At 38.0% G+C, this 14,792-nt stretch carries 14 protein-coding genes; 9 read left to right on the top strand and 5 right to left on the bottom strand.

All coding sequences use genetic code 11. The features are described from left to right. The first annotated feature begins 44 nt into the window (after window positions 1–44). The 3 genes from QZT73_RS08165 to QZT73_RS08155 all read left to right on the top strand — a co-directional run bounded on the left by QZT73_RS08165 (window position 45) and on the right by QZT73_RS08155 (window position 3,253). Window positions 45–1,304 carry an epimerase gene (locus QZT73_RS08165; protein WP_291787608.1) on the top strand — a complete coding sequence of 420 codons (1,260 nt, stop codon included), beginning with the start codon at window positions 45–47 and terminating at the stop codon, window positions 1,302–1,304. 83 nt (window positions 1,305–1,387) lie between these two features. Then, a complete protein-coding gene (locus QZT73_RS08160; protein ID WP_291787606.1) occupies window positions 1,388–2,344 on the top strand; it encodes an aldo/keto reductase in 957 nt (318 codons plus the stop codon). 3 nt (window positions 2,345–2,347) lie between these two features. Further along, window positions 2,348–3,253 carry a YihY/virulence factor BrkB family protein gene (locus QZT73_RS08155; RefSeq protein WP_291787604.1) on the top strand — a complete coding sequence of 302 codons (906 nt, stop codon included), beginning with the start codon at window positions 2,348–2,350 and terminating at the stop codon, window positions 3,251–3,253. A gap of 33 nt (window positions 3,254–3,286) precedes the next feature. On the opposite strand, the gene QZT73_RS08150 is transcribed toward QZT73_RS08155, so the two are convergent. Then, the gene (locus QZT73_RS08150) at window positions 3,287–3,580 is read right to left on the bottom strand and encodes a hypothetical protein (protein WP_291787602.1); all 294 of its coding nucleotides are present in this window, start codon (window positions 3,578–3,580) and stop codon (window positions 3,287–3,289) included. Window positions 3,581–3,590: 10 nt separating this feature from the next. Next, window positions 3,591–6,020 carry a BamA/TamA family outer membrane protein gene (locus QZT73_RS08145; protein ID WP_291787601.1) on the bottom strand — a complete coding sequence of 810 codons (2,430 nt, stop codon included), beginning with the start codon at window positions 6,018–6,020 and terminating at the stop codon, window positions 3,591–3,593. 6 nt (window positions 6,021–6,026) lie between these two features. On the opposite strand from QZT73_RS08145, the gene QZT73_RS08140 reads away from it, so the two are divergent. Genes QZT73_RS08140 through QZT73_RS08130 form a run of 3 tightly spaced genes read left to right on the top strand, consistent with a single transcriptional unit; the run spans window position 6,027 to window position 8,089 of the window. Continuing rightward, window positions 6,027–6,788: an RNA methyltransferase gene (locus tag QZT73_RS08140; RefSeq protein WP_291787599.1), complete on the top strand. Its 762-nt coding sequence runs from the start codon at window positions 6,027–6,029 to the stop codon at window positions 6,786–6,788. Window positions 6,789–6,796: 8 nt separating this feature from the next. After that, window positions 6,797–7,786, top strand: coding sequence for a bile acid:sodium symporter family protein (locus QZT73_RS08135; protein WP_291787597.1), 990 nt, complete (start codon window positions 6,797–6,799; stop codon window positions 7,784–7,786). Window positions 7,787–7,819: 33 nt separating this feature from the next. Continuing rightward, the gene (locus QZT73_RS08130) at window positions 7,820–8,089 is read left to right on the top strand and encodes a hypothetical protein (RefSeq protein WP_291778158.1); all 270 of its coding nucleotides are present in this window, start codon (window positions 7,820–7,822) and stop codon (window positions 8,087–8,089) included. Here the strand turns inward: QZT73_RS08130 and serA are convergent. After that, window positions 8,073–9,965 (bottom strand): phosphoglycerate dehydrogenase, encoded by a 1,893-nt coding sequence (serA, locus tag QZT73_RS08125; protein WP_291787595.1) that lies wholly within the window; start codon window positions 9,963–9,965, stop codon window positions 8,073–8,075. The two genes, QZT73_RS08130 and serA, sit on opposite strands and share 17 nt — an antisense overlap. Before the next feature lie 166 nt (window positions 9,966–10,131). Continuing rightward, complete coding sequence (locus QZT73_RS08120; RefSeq protein ID WP_291780457.1) at window positions 10,132–10,983, bottom strand: DUF2911 domain-containing protein; 852 nt, start codon at window positions 10,981–10,983, stop codon at window positions 10,132–10,134. A 153-nt stretch (window positions 10,984–11,136) separates the two neighbouring features. On the opposite strand from QZT73_RS08120, the gene QZT73_RS08115 reads away from it, so the two are divergent. Continuing rightward, window positions 11,137–12,057, top strand: a complete 921-nt coding sequence (locus QZT73_RS08115) for a glyoxylate/hydroxypyruvate reductase A (protein ID WP_291787593.1) — start codon at window positions 11,137–11,139, stop codon at window positions 12,055–12,057. Window positions 12,058–12,068: 11 nt separating this feature from the next. Further along, the gene (locus QZT73_RS08110) at window positions 12,069–12,911 is read left to right on the top strand and encodes a universal stress protein (RefSeq protein ID WP_291787592.1); all 843 of its coding nucleotides are present in this window, start codon (window positions 12,069–12,071) and stop codon (window positions 12,909–12,911) included. Here the strand turns inward: QZT73_RS08110 and QZT73_RS08105 are convergent. Next, window positions 12,908–13,633, bottom strand: coding sequence for a tetratricopeptide repeat protein (locus QZT73_RS08105; RefSeq protein ID WP_291787590.1), 726 nt, complete (start codon window positions 13,631–13,633; stop codon window positions 12,908–12,910). The genes QZT73_RS08110 and QZT73_RS08105 overlap by 4 nt on opposite strands. A 128-nt stretch (window positions 13,634–13,761) precedes the next feature. On the opposite strand from QZT73_RS08105, the gene holA reads away from it, so the two are divergent. Further along, window positions 13,762–14,784: a DNA polymerase III subunit delta gene (holA, locus tag QZT73_RS08100; RefSeq protein WP_291787587.1), complete on the top strand. Its 1,023-nt coding sequence runs from the start codon at window positions 13,762–13,764 to the stop codon at window positions 14,782–14,784. The last annotated feature ends 8 nt before the right edge of the window (window positions 14,785–14,792 follow it).

The following is a 14,792-nucleotide window of genomic DNA, read 5'->3' as shown; positions in this document are numbered from 1 at the left end:
TAGCACTTAGTAGGAGAGAGGCCGTTTAGAATCCGGATCCTACTGTGGAATGGAAGAAGGTAGAACTTTTTTCTATTACTTCCACTACAGAAGCGCTGATGGGAGTAGATTATGCGATTTACCTGATTCACTCTATGAGCGCTTCTACAAGGCTTAATCAAGGTTCTTTTGAAGATACGGATCTTTTATTGGCAGATAATTTTGCGAGGGCTGCAGCAGCTAATGGGATCAAACAAATATTATACTTGGGAGGAATTCTTCCGAAAGAAGTTGTAACAGCTAAAATTTCCGTTCACTTAAGAAGCAGGCTGGAAGTGGAAAAGACTTTGGCTTCGAAAGGAACTCCAGTGACTACCTTAAGGGCGGGGATCATTGTTGGCCCTGGTGGATCTTCTTTTGAAATGATCCATAACTTGATCAATAAACTTCCAGCTTTAATGTGCCCCAAATGGACACTATCCAAAACACAGGCCATATCTTTAAAAGATACTTTGGAAATTATGGTTTCCTGTCTTGGAAATACTGAAGTTTACCACAAGGCCTTTGAAATCGGAGCTCCTGAGGTACTTACCTATAAAGAAATGTTGGAAAAAACTGCCAAAGCCATGGGTAAAAAGAGGTGGATCTTTTCGGTTCCCATATTCTCTGTAGGCCTTTCTAAGTTATGGGTAAGTTACTTTGGTAAAACACCTTCGAAATTGGTTTCCCCTTTGGTTGAAAGTTTAAAACATACCCTAACTGTAGCCGACGAGTTGGCTGTTGGTTCCTTAAAAACTGAATATTTGGACTTTGACCAAAGTGCGAGGCAGGCTTTGGACCCAGATAATAAATTGTCTGAATCACCCATGTTTACCAATGAAAAGGAAGTCAAAAATACGGTTAGAAGTATACAAAGAATGCCCAATACCAGGCACAGAAGTGCACTCTGGGTTGCCAATCGATATAAAGTTTGGTTACCCACTTTTTTCAGTTTTTTAATCAATGCCAAAGAAAACCAAAGGGGTGATTTAGGTTTCTATTTATTATCAAGTTCTAACCCTATGTTACAACTTACTTGGATTCCAGACCGTAGTGATTTAAAGAGACAACTGTTTTACATTACCGGTGGTTGGCTGGTGAAAAGGTTTGATTATGGTTGGTTGGAGTTTCGGGAAGTCATGGGAGGTAAATACATGATTTCGGCGATTCATGAGTTTGTACCCAGACTGCCATGGTTGGTTTATGTCAATACACAGGCAAGGATCCATTTATGGGTAATGAACCGCTTTAGAAGGTACTTAGAAAAATATAAGTTTGAAGAGTGACAATTCTTGTTTATTGCTTGTAAATTTACTTAAAGGTTAAGCCTGGTAATTTTACTCACTTGCACCACATAATTCTATTCAGTATGAAAACCCTACAATTCAAAAATGGAGATAAGTTGCCAATTATTGGTTTGGGAACCTGGAAATCCAAACCCGGAGAAGTATTCAAGGCAGTATTATGGGCTATTGAATCGGGTTACAGACATATAGACTGTGCTGCTATTTACGATAATGAAAAAGAAGTAGGTAAGGCTTTGGAAGAGGCAATGAAAAGCAATATAGTTAGAAGGGAAGAGCTGTTTATTACTTCCAAACTGTGGAATAGCAATCACCGACTGGAAGATGTGCAGCCTGCACTTACCCAAACCTTACAAGACCTTAGGCTTGACTATCTGGACTTATACTTGATCCATTGGCCGATAAGTTTTAAGCCAGGGGTAGGATTTGCCCAAACAAGAGAAGAGTTTTATACATACAGTGATGTGCCTTTAAGGCAGACTTGGCAAGGCATGGAACAATGTGTAAAAGCCGATCTTACACGGCATATAGGGGTTTCTAACTTTAACATTTCCAAGCTGAAGGAAATCATCGGAAATGCAAAAATTACCCCAGAAATGAATCAGATAGAGTTGCATCCATTTCTTCCGCAGAATAAATTGGTCGACTTTTGTAAAAAAAACAATATCCTTGTAACAGCTTATTCACCTTTGGGTTCAGGGGACAGGGCTGCATCAATAAAGAAACCGGATGAGCCCAGTCTGATGGAACATCCTGTCATAGAACAATTGGCATCAGCAAAGGGAGCAAGCCCGGCACAAATTCTTATTGCTTTTTCAATTCATAGAGATATCGCAGTGATCCCCAAATCTGTCAATAAGGAAAGGATTGCACAAAACCTGGCATCCATTGATATCAGTTTGGATGAAGAAGATATGAAATCCCTGAGTCAAATAGGGACCAATTACCGCTTTGTGGACGGCTCATTTTTTACAGGTGTAAAAAGCCCTTATGTCCTGAAAGACCTATGGGAAACGGAGTAGAATATGATTAAAAAAATTAAAAATTTTACAATAGTTCAAATTTTAATAGACAGCATCAAGGATTTTACATCTGGAGAATCAATGGGTTTGGCAGCGGGGACTGCTTTTTATACGATTTTTAGTCTTCCTGCTTTATTAATTATTATTTTGAATATTGGAGCTACTTTTTACTCGGAATCAGAAGTTCAGACAGAGCTTTTAATACAAGTTGAAGAATTGGCAGGAATTGAAGGAAGGGACACTCTGGAAGAAATTCTAAAAAATTTTTCTTTGGAAGATGAAGGAGTTATCCCAAATTTTGTTGCAGTATTGATTTTGGCTTTTAGTGCCACCACTGTTTTTGTCAGCTTACAGAATGCAATTAACCATATTTGGCATATCAAACCCAAACCTGAAAAGGGAATTATCAAGTTTATAATCAATCGGCTTTTAAGTTTTTCATTGGTTGCATCCATTGGTTTTATCTTATTGATTTCTTTGGTATTGGATGCTGTGCTGGTAATAGTTAACCAGTACCTGAAAGACTATTTGGTCGATCTTAATTTTGATACAGCAACTGTTATTCACTTTGCAATATCCCAGGCAGTTTTTGTAGTGATTTTTGCACTGATGTATAAGATACTTCCTGATGCCAAAGTACGTTGGAGAGATACCTGGGTTGGCGCTTTGATAACCATGGTATTATTTGGACTGGGAAAATATCTGATAGGCCTCTATTTGGGCAATTCTGATATTGGCTCGACTTATGGCGCTGCTGGCTCTTTAGCGATTTTATTGGTTTGGGTATATTACTCCGTGGTGATTTTCCTATTTGGAGCCCAAATCACCTATTACATTGCGGAAAAGGTAGGAGGGAACATAACGCCTTTGGCACAAGCAGTTAAAGTAGAATTAAGGGAAATTGAATAGCAGGAATGATAGATTCGGACCTGAGAAAGTTTCTTAGGGTAATGCGAGCATTCTTCTGACCAAAATCTCCCATTCTTCAGTCAAATTAATTGAAGGTCTTGGTTCTCCCGCTCTTTTGTACCAATAATCAGCATTCCATAAATCACCTTCTTTCCGATGGAGATAGGCGTGAATTCTTGCAAAAGCCTTACCTTCTGGTCCATCAACAAGTTCATGGGCTTTTTGCCAATCTCCATTGGCATCATGCCATAATGCTTGTAGAAGAAGAGACAAACCTTTTGGCATTTCTTTTTTTTCGATAGAATCATTGAATTGTTGAATGTCCATATGCGTTTTTTTAGAAAGGATAGCCGATACCAATATTGAAAACTGTCTGTCCCCTTTCACCCAGGAAACTGTTGAAAAATCGTCCAAGTATAAATCTCTCTCCAATCGGTCTGGCAGGATCGACGGCTTTAACGCCCATATCCAAACGAAGGACAAGGAAATCAAAATCCATTCTCAAACCCAGTCCGGTACCAACGGCAATTTCTCTCCAAAACCGATCAATTTCAAAATTGGCACCCGGTCTTGATGCATCTTCCTGGAAAGTCCAGCTATTACCCAAATCAATAAAAAAAGCACCATCAAAATAACCATATATTTTTGACCGAAGTTCAAACATGCCTTCAAGTAGGATATCTCCCGGTTGTTCGAAACGATAGTCAAAGGTACCATCTTCAAAAGTTTGGGGTGTGAATGATCCAGGTCCCAATCGGCGGGGTTGCCATGCTCTTATACCAGTGCTACCCCCAGCAAAGAAATATTTTTCATAGGGAAGAACACCATTACTGACTCCATAAGGCCTTGCCAAACCCAGGTTCAACCGATAAGCTAAAGTCTGACTTTTCGAAATTGGTATATACCTTCTAAAATCAGATTGAAATTTGATAAATTGAAAATAAGCGAGGTTTCTTTGTTCAATAAACTGTCTGTCAACAAAATTCAAAGTTGTTCCACCACTTTCAAGAAATAGGCGCCACAATGATGCCTTATTCTTTTGAAAGGCACCATATTGGTTAAAGTTGATAATCACTTGTCCGGAGACACTGCTCACGTAGGAGGGAAGAAAGGAATTGATCAAATTATTGCCCTGTGCCTGAAGCCCTTCCAAAAGTTCGCGAAACTCACTACTGAGGTTGGAGCGGATAAAGTTAGCATCCAAAACATTGATTGTATATTGTTGCCTTAGATTTCTAGTGCTCCAGTTGTAACCAATGACACCATTAACACTTTCACGGATATATTCAGGCCTATCTACATAATTATAGCCTATCAATGTTCTGGTATTTGGGTTGTACCTACCGAGTTTTTGTAGGGAATTTTTTCCAGTAGGGAATAAAAATTGTGGAAAAATAATTGAAGCAGAAGTATTCAGTTCCCGGCTGCGGAACACTCCTCCTTCACCAGTAGCAGAAACCACTCCTTCAAGCCCAGCCCTGAAGAAGAATTCGAATATTTCGGCACCTCGAAACAAATTTCTATTCCGTAAGGAATGACTGAAAAAGGGTCCCGGTACCTGCTCCGTGATACTGGCCCCCAATTGGTTGGTGACCTGGTATTTTTGATTGGGCTGGGTGTAAATTCGAGGACGGAGCCTATTGCCTAAAGTATCAAAAGCAATATTGACAAAGCGGAAGAGATCCAGATTGGCCAATTGTCTTTGTGTTTCTATGACATCTCTTCTGCTGTACAAGTCATCTTTGTTGAGAAAGATCCTTGAAGCGATTATTTTTTCCGAGTATTTGTCCTGGTAAAATTCAAACTGTATGTCTCTAAACCTACTTTTTTCACCTTCATCTATGAACTCAGCGGAAGGCGGGTCTACAGAAAAATAAACGGAGTCCAAATAGTAAACTTGATGTACATCCGAAAAACTAGGTTTTCTAATCAGCTGCTCAATTTCTACTGACTTTTCTACGGTGTCTTTATAAACATTGTATTCAATGTAGGACCTTGAAAAGGTATAATAACCATTTTCCTTGAGTACGTCTTCAACTCTTTGTCTTTCTTGGGTAATTGCAGTTTGATTATAAAAATTTCCTGCTTTAATGTTGGAATTCCGGACACTTCGATTTAAAATTTCATAGATATTTTCATCATCAGAGCGGGTGTAAAAGGTATCAATCCTGTAAGCTGCGTTTTCTTCAACGAGAAAAGTAAGCCAAGCCCTTCTCCTTTTTTTGTTGACCCTATATTCTGTTTTGGCTTCAAAAAAGCCATTATTGATGAGGTAATAAGCCATTTGTCTGCTACTTTCTTCAGCTTTAAGGCTGTCAAAAATGACCCTTGGGTTCCCAGTCCGCATAAAAAAATTGCCAAATTCTAATTTCTTTTCCAATGAAGCGATATTGCTATTTATTTTTTCTAAGCGTTTACGCTCTTTCTTTTCCAAACCTTCATTTTCTTCTTCTAGGGCTATAATTGCCTTTCTTTCAACAAGCAGCTTTTCTTTTTTAGATAAATGCCGTGTGCTGTCATAGGTCCATTCTCCAAATCTATAAAGGGCCACTCCCATGGAGGTATTTAAAAGTGGGATTCTTGTATTGGGGCTTTGCCTTGATAAATTCAATAACTCCGATCTATTAGACCTATCATTGCCTTCAATTTTGACGTCATAAAGCAGGTATTCTCCTTCTTTGAGTCCTTTTGTCAAAGAACAGGAAGAAATAAAAATCAGCAGAAAAAGAAAGTTTATATATTTGAACTTGTTCACTACCTCGATCATACACGAATGTTAAGCAAAAATACGCTTAAGTTTATTAAATCCTTGCAACAGAAAAAATTCCGCAAACAGGAACAGTCATTTTTTGTCGAAGGTGCAAAAAATGTAACGGAATTATTGCAATCTGATTTTGAAATAAGCCATTTGGTTTTCACCGAGAAATATGCCCTGGAAAATCACCATCTGATTCCCTCCTCAGGAGTAGCACTTTATGAAGTCAGTCAAAAAATATTGGAAAGTGCCGGGACTTTCCAATCCAACGACAGCGCACTGGCTGTGGCTAAAATCAAAGATAATGTAGAATTTGAACTTAAGTCAACAGAATGGGTAATTGCATTGGATGATATCAGAGATCCAGGTAATTTGGGTACCATCATCCGGGTTGCAGACTGGTATGGTATTTCTAAATTATTGTTATCCAATGAGTCAGCCGACTTTTATAACCCTAAAGTATTGCATGCCAGCATGGGAAGCTTTACCAGGGTGCAGTTCTATTATACTGATCTGTCAGCGTATTTATCAAGGAAGGCAAAATTTATCTATGGTGCATTTTTGAATGGGAAGAATCTGTATGATGTTGAATTTGAAGAAGGGGGGGTTATTCTAATGGGCAATGAATCCAAGGGTATCAGTGAGTCTGTTTCACAGCTTGTTACCCAAAAAATCACGATTCCAAGATTTGGACATGCCGAATCACTCAATGTGGGCATAGCTACTTCGATTATCTGCGATAATGTAAAAAGGCATGCCCATTTTACCGGTAAAAAATAAAATCAGCAATGGCAAAAATCAGAGATACCCTGAGGAGAGTAGGTTTAAACAATTTTTTTTTCCTTTTGGTGGGTATGATTTTTTTGGCCAAGTATTTTCCATCATGGGGTACAGCAGACAGTCCTTTGCCTCTAAAATTTATTACAGGAATAGGCATTTCTGTTATATTTTTTTTCTATGGGGTCAAACTTAGCCCTCAAAAATTGAAAGAAGGTCTTTCAAACTGGAAATTACATTTGGTGGTGCAGGCTACCACCTTTTTGGTATTTCCGCTTGTCGTTTTATTATTCTATTGGCTTTTCGGGGATGCAGACAGCTATTTGTGGCTAGGAACATTTTATTTGGCGGCTTTGCCTTCAACGGTTTCTTCATCAGTGGTGATGGTATCTATTGCAGGTGGAAACTTACCTGCGGCGATTTTTAATGCCAGTATTTCCAGTATTGTAGGGATATTTATTACGCCAATCTGGATGGATTTTATGTTGCCCGAAGCTGCAGTAGCCTTTGATTTAACTACCACAGTTATCAGGCTCAGTTTCCAAATACTACTACCAGTGACTCTTGGGTTATTGCTTCATCACCGACTGATCGGCTTTGTCAATAAAAATCAGCTTACCCTCAAAAATTTTGATCAAGCAGTGATTTTATTGATTGTTTTTACTGCCTTTGCTGAATCCTTTGCAGAAGATATGTTTGCAGGCCACAGTACAGTAAAAATGCTGGTTTTGGCTGTGCTGATGTTAGGCTTTTTCTTTATGATGTTGGCTTTAATGTATGGAATTTCTCAAGGACTGAGATTCTCGAGGGAAGATACCATAACGGTGATGTTCTGTGGCAGCAAGAAATCTTTGGTTCAGGGAGCAGTGATGGGTAGGGTAATGTTTCCTGATCCTGTTGTTTTTGGCATTATTTTATTGCCATTAATGGTATACCATGCCCTTCAGTTGATGGCAGGATCTGCTTTGGCGCAGAAAATGGGGGAACAGGATAAAAGATAAATTTTCAAGGTATTTTGAGTCAAATGGACTTCTATGGAATTAGTTTATTATTGGTTTTCTTTGTCCCTATTTTCTTTTTTAGGAAGCGTCAATTTAATGATAAAACCAAAGCCTACTATTAAATGCAGAAGAATGATAATCAGAATTATTTTAGTTCCTAAGCCCATCAGATGCTTACTTTTTATCGATATTAAAAATTCTTCAGAAAAAATAAAACCATTTTTGGATGGATGGCCAATAAATAAAAAAAGCAGTGATTCCTCACTGCTTTATGGGGTTGATGGGATTAATATAAAACCCTGAACCTGATCGTACCTGGAATTTCTTTCATGGCATCAATCACTTCAGGAGAATAAGCTTTGTCTATATCGGTAATCACATAGCCTATGTCTTCATTGGTCTTCAGGTATTGTCCCACAATATTGATTTCATGCTTGGCTAGGCATTGGTTGATTTTAGCCATAATCCCCGGTTCATTTTGGTGGATGTGGATAAGCCTATGGGCATCTTTTAAGAATGGCAATTGGATATTAGGGAAATTCACAGAGTTGTATGTATTCCCTGTATTGATGTATTCCATGATTTTGCCGGGGACAAATTTGGCAATATTGACCTGGGCTTCAGAAGTGGAACCGCCAATATGGGGGGTAAGAATGGTGTTTTTAGTACCTATAATCTCAGAAACAAATGGTTCGCTGTTGTTTTTTGGCTCTTCAGGAAATACATCAACAGCAGTTCCTGCAAGATGTCCACTGTCCAGTGCCTGCTTCAATGCTTTAATGTCCACTACATGACCTCGGCTAAGATTAAGCAGTAGAGCCCCTTTTTTCATAAGGGCAATCTTTTTCTCGTTTATCAGATTTTTATTCTCTTTTCTTCCATCTACGTGTAAACTAATAACATCACAAGTGAGTAAAAGCTCATCTAAAGAATCCATTTTGGTCGCGTTGCCCAAGGCCAACTTTTCAATGACATCGTAATAATATACGTCCATTCCCATGTTTTCAGCCAAAACTGATAACTGTGCGCCAATATTTCCGTAGCCTATTATTCCTAATTTTTTACCCCTTATTTCATAACTTCCTGTTGCCGATTTATCCCATTTACCCTGATGCATGGAAAGGGATTTGTCATGAAAATTTCTCATCAGGAAGATAATTTCGGCTATGGCCATTTCTACCACTGATCGGGTATTGCTAAATGGTGCATTGAATACTGCAATCCCTTTTTTGGTACAGGTTTCCAGATCAATTTGGTTGGTTCCGATACAGAAAGCCCCAATGGATATCAGTCTGTTGGCATTTTCCAAAACCTTTTTGGTCACATTTGTTTTTGATCTTATGCCAAGGATACTGACATTTTTAATTTTTTCTGCCAATTCTTCTTCAGATAGGGCTGAGGAGATCTCTTCCACATTATAGCCCTCTTGGCGCATTAGTTCAACACCGATAGGGTGGATATTTTCCAATAGCAGAACATTAATCCTGCTTTTTGGGTAGGAGAATTTTTTATTCATTTTGTTGACGTAGAGTATTTCATCAAGACTTGGCGCAATATGGTCAGCCTTTGAAGTCACTTTGGCGCGTTCTACATTTTCGGTAAAGGCATAGAACTTATTTGCAAGACCAGCTGCTTTGATTTCGTAATCGGTATAACCATCACCGATGACGTAAATATCTCCCTCGAGATTCAAGTTTTTGATGGTTTCAGACTTGCCGCCGTTTTTAGACAATACATTTTCTCTATTGAAGTCAGTGATCTTGCCCTTTTCGTCATAAATGAATTCATTGGCAAAAACATTCTCTGCCTTTATACCGTAATCGGCAACAATAGGCGTGATAAAATCTCTGAAACCATTAGAAATAATGATGATATTTTCGGCATGCTCCTCCAAAAATTCCTTGTTCCTTTTGAAGGATTTTGAAACCTTTGGTTTTAAGGCCTCGACCAATTCGCTTATCTGAGGTTTGGTCGCTTCCAAAATACCCAGCCTACGTTCCAGACTCTCCCTGAAATTGAGGGAACCATCCATTCCCATATCGGTAATGTCTTTAATAGCCTGAAGTTTTTCAATTTTTTCTGGATCTTCTTTCAGACTGATCTCGCCAAGTACATCCAACGCTTCAACTTGGGTGAATGTACTATCAAAGTCAATGATAAATTTTTTATTATTAGACATTACGGTTGTTGATATTTTGGTTATTTCATCCCAAAATTAAATATTTATTAAAGATTAATCTCTTTTATTGTACAAAATACTTTTGTGATTTTTGGCACTTAAGGAATGAAATCGATTGAACGGCTATCAAACCCTAATTAGGTTTGACATTATAATTTCACAAATTTTATCTGATGGATCTGATCAATCTTTCGTTCAATCCCACATAATCTGGATTTTTGGCTTCTCTTGCCATATCCATTGATTTTTGTGCGGACTCTTTAGCTTCTTTCTTTTTGCCAAGAGCAAGCTCAATCTTGGCCTTTAAATGCATGGTCCAGTATTTAGGATCATCATCCACAGACTTTGTTATCCAATCGTAAGCCAAATCCATATCCTTGTTATTGGTAAAGTAATAATTGGCTGCTTGGTAATACAATCCTGGGTTTTGTGGTTCTTGATCAATCACGAGTTCTTTAATCTGTCCCATGACAATTTCATCTACTTCTGTTTCAATGCGGAACTTTACGCGTGTATTTTCCCATTTAATGGCCAAAGAAGCACCTGTATCTGTCATATCTACAAAGTTGATCTCCATGGTTTCATAGCGTTGACCAGTTTTTCCTGGTTTGACCATAAATCGCATAACATCATCTGCTTGATCATAGCCAACTGCTCCCCATAATTTGGTATTGGAGGATATAATGAAGGTCCAGAGATTTTTATCTGGAATGGAATACAATGCATATGTTCCTGCCGGCAATTCATTACCTTCAATGATAACAGGAGTAGAAAAGGTCAATAATGTTGCCGCATTGGCACCTGTTCTCCAGACCTGTCCAAATGGAACAAGTTCTCCAAAAATTTTCCTTCCTTTCATACTGGGCCTGCTGTATTCTACACTGACATCTGTCAATCCTACTTTTTGACTGATCTGGGCAGCAGGACTTGCCTGAGGCATTTGGATCTGTTGGGCCTCAACCATTGAAACTACAAAAAGCAATACAAATGGGATGATTATTTTGGCTTTGTTCTTCATCATTGAATTTGGTTATTATTTTAATGTTATTTGTTATGTATTTTTTGAATTTTGAAGTATTCCTATAATTTTGTTAGGTAGGCAAAATAAAATAATGTTACTTGAATTTTGTAGACAAATTTTGAGCCATAGATTCATAACAAAGCAATAAAAATGGGAATTGCTATTATTTCACCGGGTAGAGACGCCTCTATTTGGGTCGAAAATATAAAAAAAATAGACAACAATATTGAGGTACAGGTTTTTCCTGATTTAAAAGATACGGAAAGGGTTAAAGCAGTCATGTTGTGGCAACATCCCAAAGGTATCCTGGATAAGTTCCCGAACCTTGAATTGATATGTTCCATGGGTGCTGGAGTAGACCATATTTTATCTGATGATAGTATTCCTGATCACCTTCCTATTACCAGAATAGTGGATAAGAAATTGACTTTTTCCATGACCAATTATGTGTTGATGGGGATTCTCAATTACCACAGGCAAACAGACAGGTATAAAAGGGATCAAAAACTGAAAATTTGGGATATGTCATATCCTGAAATCCCTATAGTTGTGGGTATTATGGGCGTAGGGGAACTGGGAGGGGATGTAATCAAAAAACTCCAATATCTAGGGATCGAGGTTGTAGGTTTGGGATTTGCACCTAAAGTAGACACCACTTATCCATATTACGAAAAAAGTAAATTGGATGAGTTTCTTTCCCAAATCAATGTACTCGTTTGCATGTTGCCCTTAACCCCGGACACAGAAGGTGTTTTAAACAAGGAATTGTTCAGGAAATGCAATAAGGGAACTTATCTTATCAATGTTGCCAGAGGTAGTCATTTAGTTGAGGAAGACCTTATTCCTGCAATAGAGGATGGATACATCTCAGGAGCTTTACTGGATGTTTTTCGAAACGAACCTTTGCCGGAAGGTCACATATTTTGGGAAAGGGAAGAGATTGATATAACGCCCCATATAGCCAGTGTGACCAATCCAGATGCTGCAGCCCCCCAAATAATCGAGAATTATAACCGCATGTTAAATAAAAGGCCTTTACTGAATCAGATTGATAAAGCCAAAGGCTATTAAACCCAAATATTATGGCCAATCATTTTAAAATTCTTTGCCCAACAGATTTTTCTGAATGTTCCCTGAATGCCATTGAATATGCAGCAAAATTAGGGGAAAAATACCGTGCAGATCTCATTTTGTTCCATGTGCCTGATAAAGAAGATTATCAGAAACTGGTAGTTGGAGAACCTTCTGTAAGTGATCAATATGCTTTTATTCAGAAAAAGCTCGATAATTTAGTGAATACCGTGGTTGAAGAATCCCTATCCAAAGGTTTACAATCCTGTAGAGGACTCGTCAAAGAAGGAAAAACAGTCAGTACCATTTTATCTTTTGCTGAGGAAATGCAGGCTGATCTGATTGTAATGGGTACAGAGGGAATCAACGAGTTTAAGCAAAATTATGTTGGTACCAGAAGCAGTAAGGTAGTGGAAAAATCAGAAATAGACGTACTGATCATACCTAAAAGAGTATTCTTCAAACCACCCCGTAAACTGGTTTATGCCACGGACTATATGGAAGAGGATAAAATAGCCATCCAAAAAGTTGTGGAAATGGCCCGGTTTTTTGACAGTGAAATTGACATTGTGCATGTCAGCTCCAAAGAAAGAGCTATAGATAAAGGTTTGCACTTGACCATGGTGCAGGAAATGGAGCCGTTTATTAAATACCAAAAAGTAAATTATGTGCTTAAATCCTACAGGGATGAGCCTGGTCTTGGATTGGAAAACTACCTCATTACAGCCAAGGGAGATCTTTTGGTAATGCTAAGCAAAAAGAAAACTTGGTTTGAGCAAATATTTACAAAAAACTTGTCAAGAAAGATGTCTTATTTTATCAATAAACCATTGCTGATATTGAAAAGGGCTTAATCAGCGCTTCTTTTGAACCCGGACTTGATAAATTGCAAAAACTCCTTTTGCGTTTCCCTGTCAGTAAACACGTTTTTCAAAGTCCCTAAATATTTGGAAAAACTGAGTTGATTTTCTCCAATGTTAGCATTTTCATTCTGTTTGGAAATGCTTCCAATTGGTGGCAAACTGTTTTTTGAACCCTGTTCAATTTCATCTGCGTTTGTTTTGGAAGGATTGTAGCCTACAAGTTCATCGGCTTTATTAAAGCTTTTTTTGGATTTTTCAATGTATCCAAGTTTTTCCTCAATGAGGCCTCTGTTATTATGTGCCACTGCGTCTTCAGGGTCTAAATCTATGGCTTTGTTGTAATCTTCAATTGCTCCCTTAAAATCTCCAATTCGGTCCTTAAAATAAGCCCTGCTGGAATACCTATAGGGATTAGAGGGATCAAGGTTCAGGGCCCGGTCAAATTCCTCCATGGCCTCCTGATTCCTTTTCAGCAGATGCAGCACTACTGCCCTGTCTGTAATATATGTGGGATTAAAAGGCTCAAAACCGATCAATCTGTCAAAATCTTCCAGAGCTTTTTCAAAACTCCCCAACCTGCTGTTGACACGTGCCCTAAAAAAAACATACTCCAAATTTGCCGCATCAGCCTTGATGCAACTTTCTATTTTTTCCAATGCCAGCTCAAATTTACCTTCCTTAAAGTAGCTGACTGATAAATCAAATTCTTTCACATTATTCAATTTAGTTCTAATTATTATACAAAATAATCAATCATAAAGTTTAAAAATTAATGCTACAGAAAATACTTGTTCCTTTTCCAGTTTTGAATTCTTTATATCTTTGAAGTCAAATCATCAATATGGCCAGCAAAGCAGAAGAAGTACTTAGGGATTTGAAGTCAGGAAAATATGCTCCTGTTTATTTTTTGCAGGGAGAAGAACCTTATTTTATCGATAGGATCAGTGATTTTATAGAGAAAAATGCCATTGCTGAACATGAGAAAGGTTTCAATCAGGTTGTAATGTACGGGAAAGAAGCCCCAATAAATACAATTTTAGGCAATGCAAGAAGGTTTCCAATGATGGCAGATAGGCAGGTGGTGATAGTTAAAGAAGCCCAAAATATACCCAATCTTGGAAAAGAAGAGGTTGACAGCATGTTAATGAATTACCTTCAAAATCCACTGCCCAGTACCATATTGGTTTTTGCATATAAGTACAAGAAGTTGGACGGTAGAAAGCCCCTATCCAAGGAATTGGACAAAAAGGCTGTATTGGTCAATTCTGAAAAATTAAAAGATTACCAATTACCTGCTTGGATTGAAGCTTATGTGAAATCCCAAGGTCATATAATCAATCCCCAAACTGCTGCATTTCTTGCTGAAAGTATTGGTAATAATCTTGAAGTAATTGCCAATGAAACGGCTAAAATTTTCATTAATTTTTCGGAGCAGGTAACTGTCACAAAAGATCTGGTACAAAAATATGTGGGTATCAATAAAGATTATAATACTTTTGAACTGACCAATGCAATAGGTTATCGGGACGTTTTTAAAGCCAATAAAATCATTCAATATTTTTCCCAAAATCCCAAAAACCACCCCTTGATGCCTATAATCAGCTTGATATACAATTATTTCGCAAAGATTGCCCTGGTCCATGCCAACAAAGGCATAGCTGATGCCGAATTGGTCAAAATAATAGGTGTCAATCCCTTTTTTTTAAAAGAATATAAGACGGCTGCAAAAAACTATCAAATAGGCAAGGTTATTGATTGTTTTGCATATATTCATGAAGCTGATTTGTATTCCAAAGGGGTGGATGCAGGAGGAAGAAGTGATGCGGAAATTCTCCGGGAAATGATATTCAAGATCATGCATTAAATTGTTGC

Origin of the sequence: Cecembia sp., assembly GCF_007126775.1 — a bacterium.
Taxonomy (GTDB): domain Bacteria; phylum Bacteroidota; class Bacteroidia; order Cytophagales; family Cyclobacteriaceae; genus Cecembia.
This window is presented reverse-complemented; position numbering and strand designations above follow the sequence as displayed.

Excerpts from the sequence above, each read along its gene's own strand:
- serA (WP_291787595.1), bottom strand. The coding sequence starts at position 9,965 with ATGTCTAATAATAAAAAATTTATCATTGACTTTGATAGTACATTCACC.
- holA (WP_291787587.1), top strand. The coding sequence starts at position 13,762 with ATGGCCAGCAAAGCAGAAGAAGTACTTAGGGATTTGAAGTCAGGAAAA.
- QZT73_RS08120 (WP_291780457.1), bottom strand. The coding sequence starts at position 10,983 with ATGAAGAACAAAGCCAAAATAATCATCCCATTTGTATTGCTTTTTGTA.
- QZT73_RS08115 (WP_291787593.1), top strand. The coding sequence starts at position 11,137 with ATGGGAATTGCTATTATTTCACCGGGTAGAGACGCCTCTATTTGGGTC.
- QZT73_RS08130 (WP_291778158.1), top strand. The coding sequence starts at position 7,820 with ATGGAATTAGTTTATTATTGGTTTTCTTTGTCCCTATTTTCTTTTTTA.
- QZT73_RS08135 (WP_291787597.1), top strand. The coding sequence starts at position 6,797 with ATGGCAAAAATCAGAGATACCCTGAGGAGAGTAGGTTTAAACAATTTT.
- QZT73_RS08145 (WP_291787601.1), bottom strand. The coding sequence starts at position 6,020 with ATGATCGAGGTAGTGAACAAGTTCAAATATATAAACTTTCTTTTTCTG.
- QZT73_RS08110 (WP_291787592.1), top strand. The coding sequence starts at position 12,069 with ATGGCCAATCATTTTAAAATTCTTTGCCCAACAGATTTTTCTGAATGT.
- QZT73_RS08155 (WP_291787604.1), top strand. The coding sequence starts at position 2,348 with ATGATTAAAAAAATTAAAAATTTTACAATAGTTCAAATTTTAATAGAC.
- QZT73_RS08140 (WP_291787599.1), top strand. The coding sequence starts at position 6,027 with ATGTTAAGCAAAAATACGCTTAAGTTTATTAAATCCTTGCAACAGAAA.
- QZT73_RS08150 (WP_291787602.1), bottom strand. The coding sequence starts at position 3,580 with ATGGACATTCAACAATTCAATGATTCTATCGAAAAAAAAGAAATGCCA.
- QZT73_RS08160 (WP_291787606.1), top strand. The coding sequence starts at position 1,388 with ATGAAAACCCTACAATTCAAAAATGGAGATAAGTTGCCAATTATTGGT.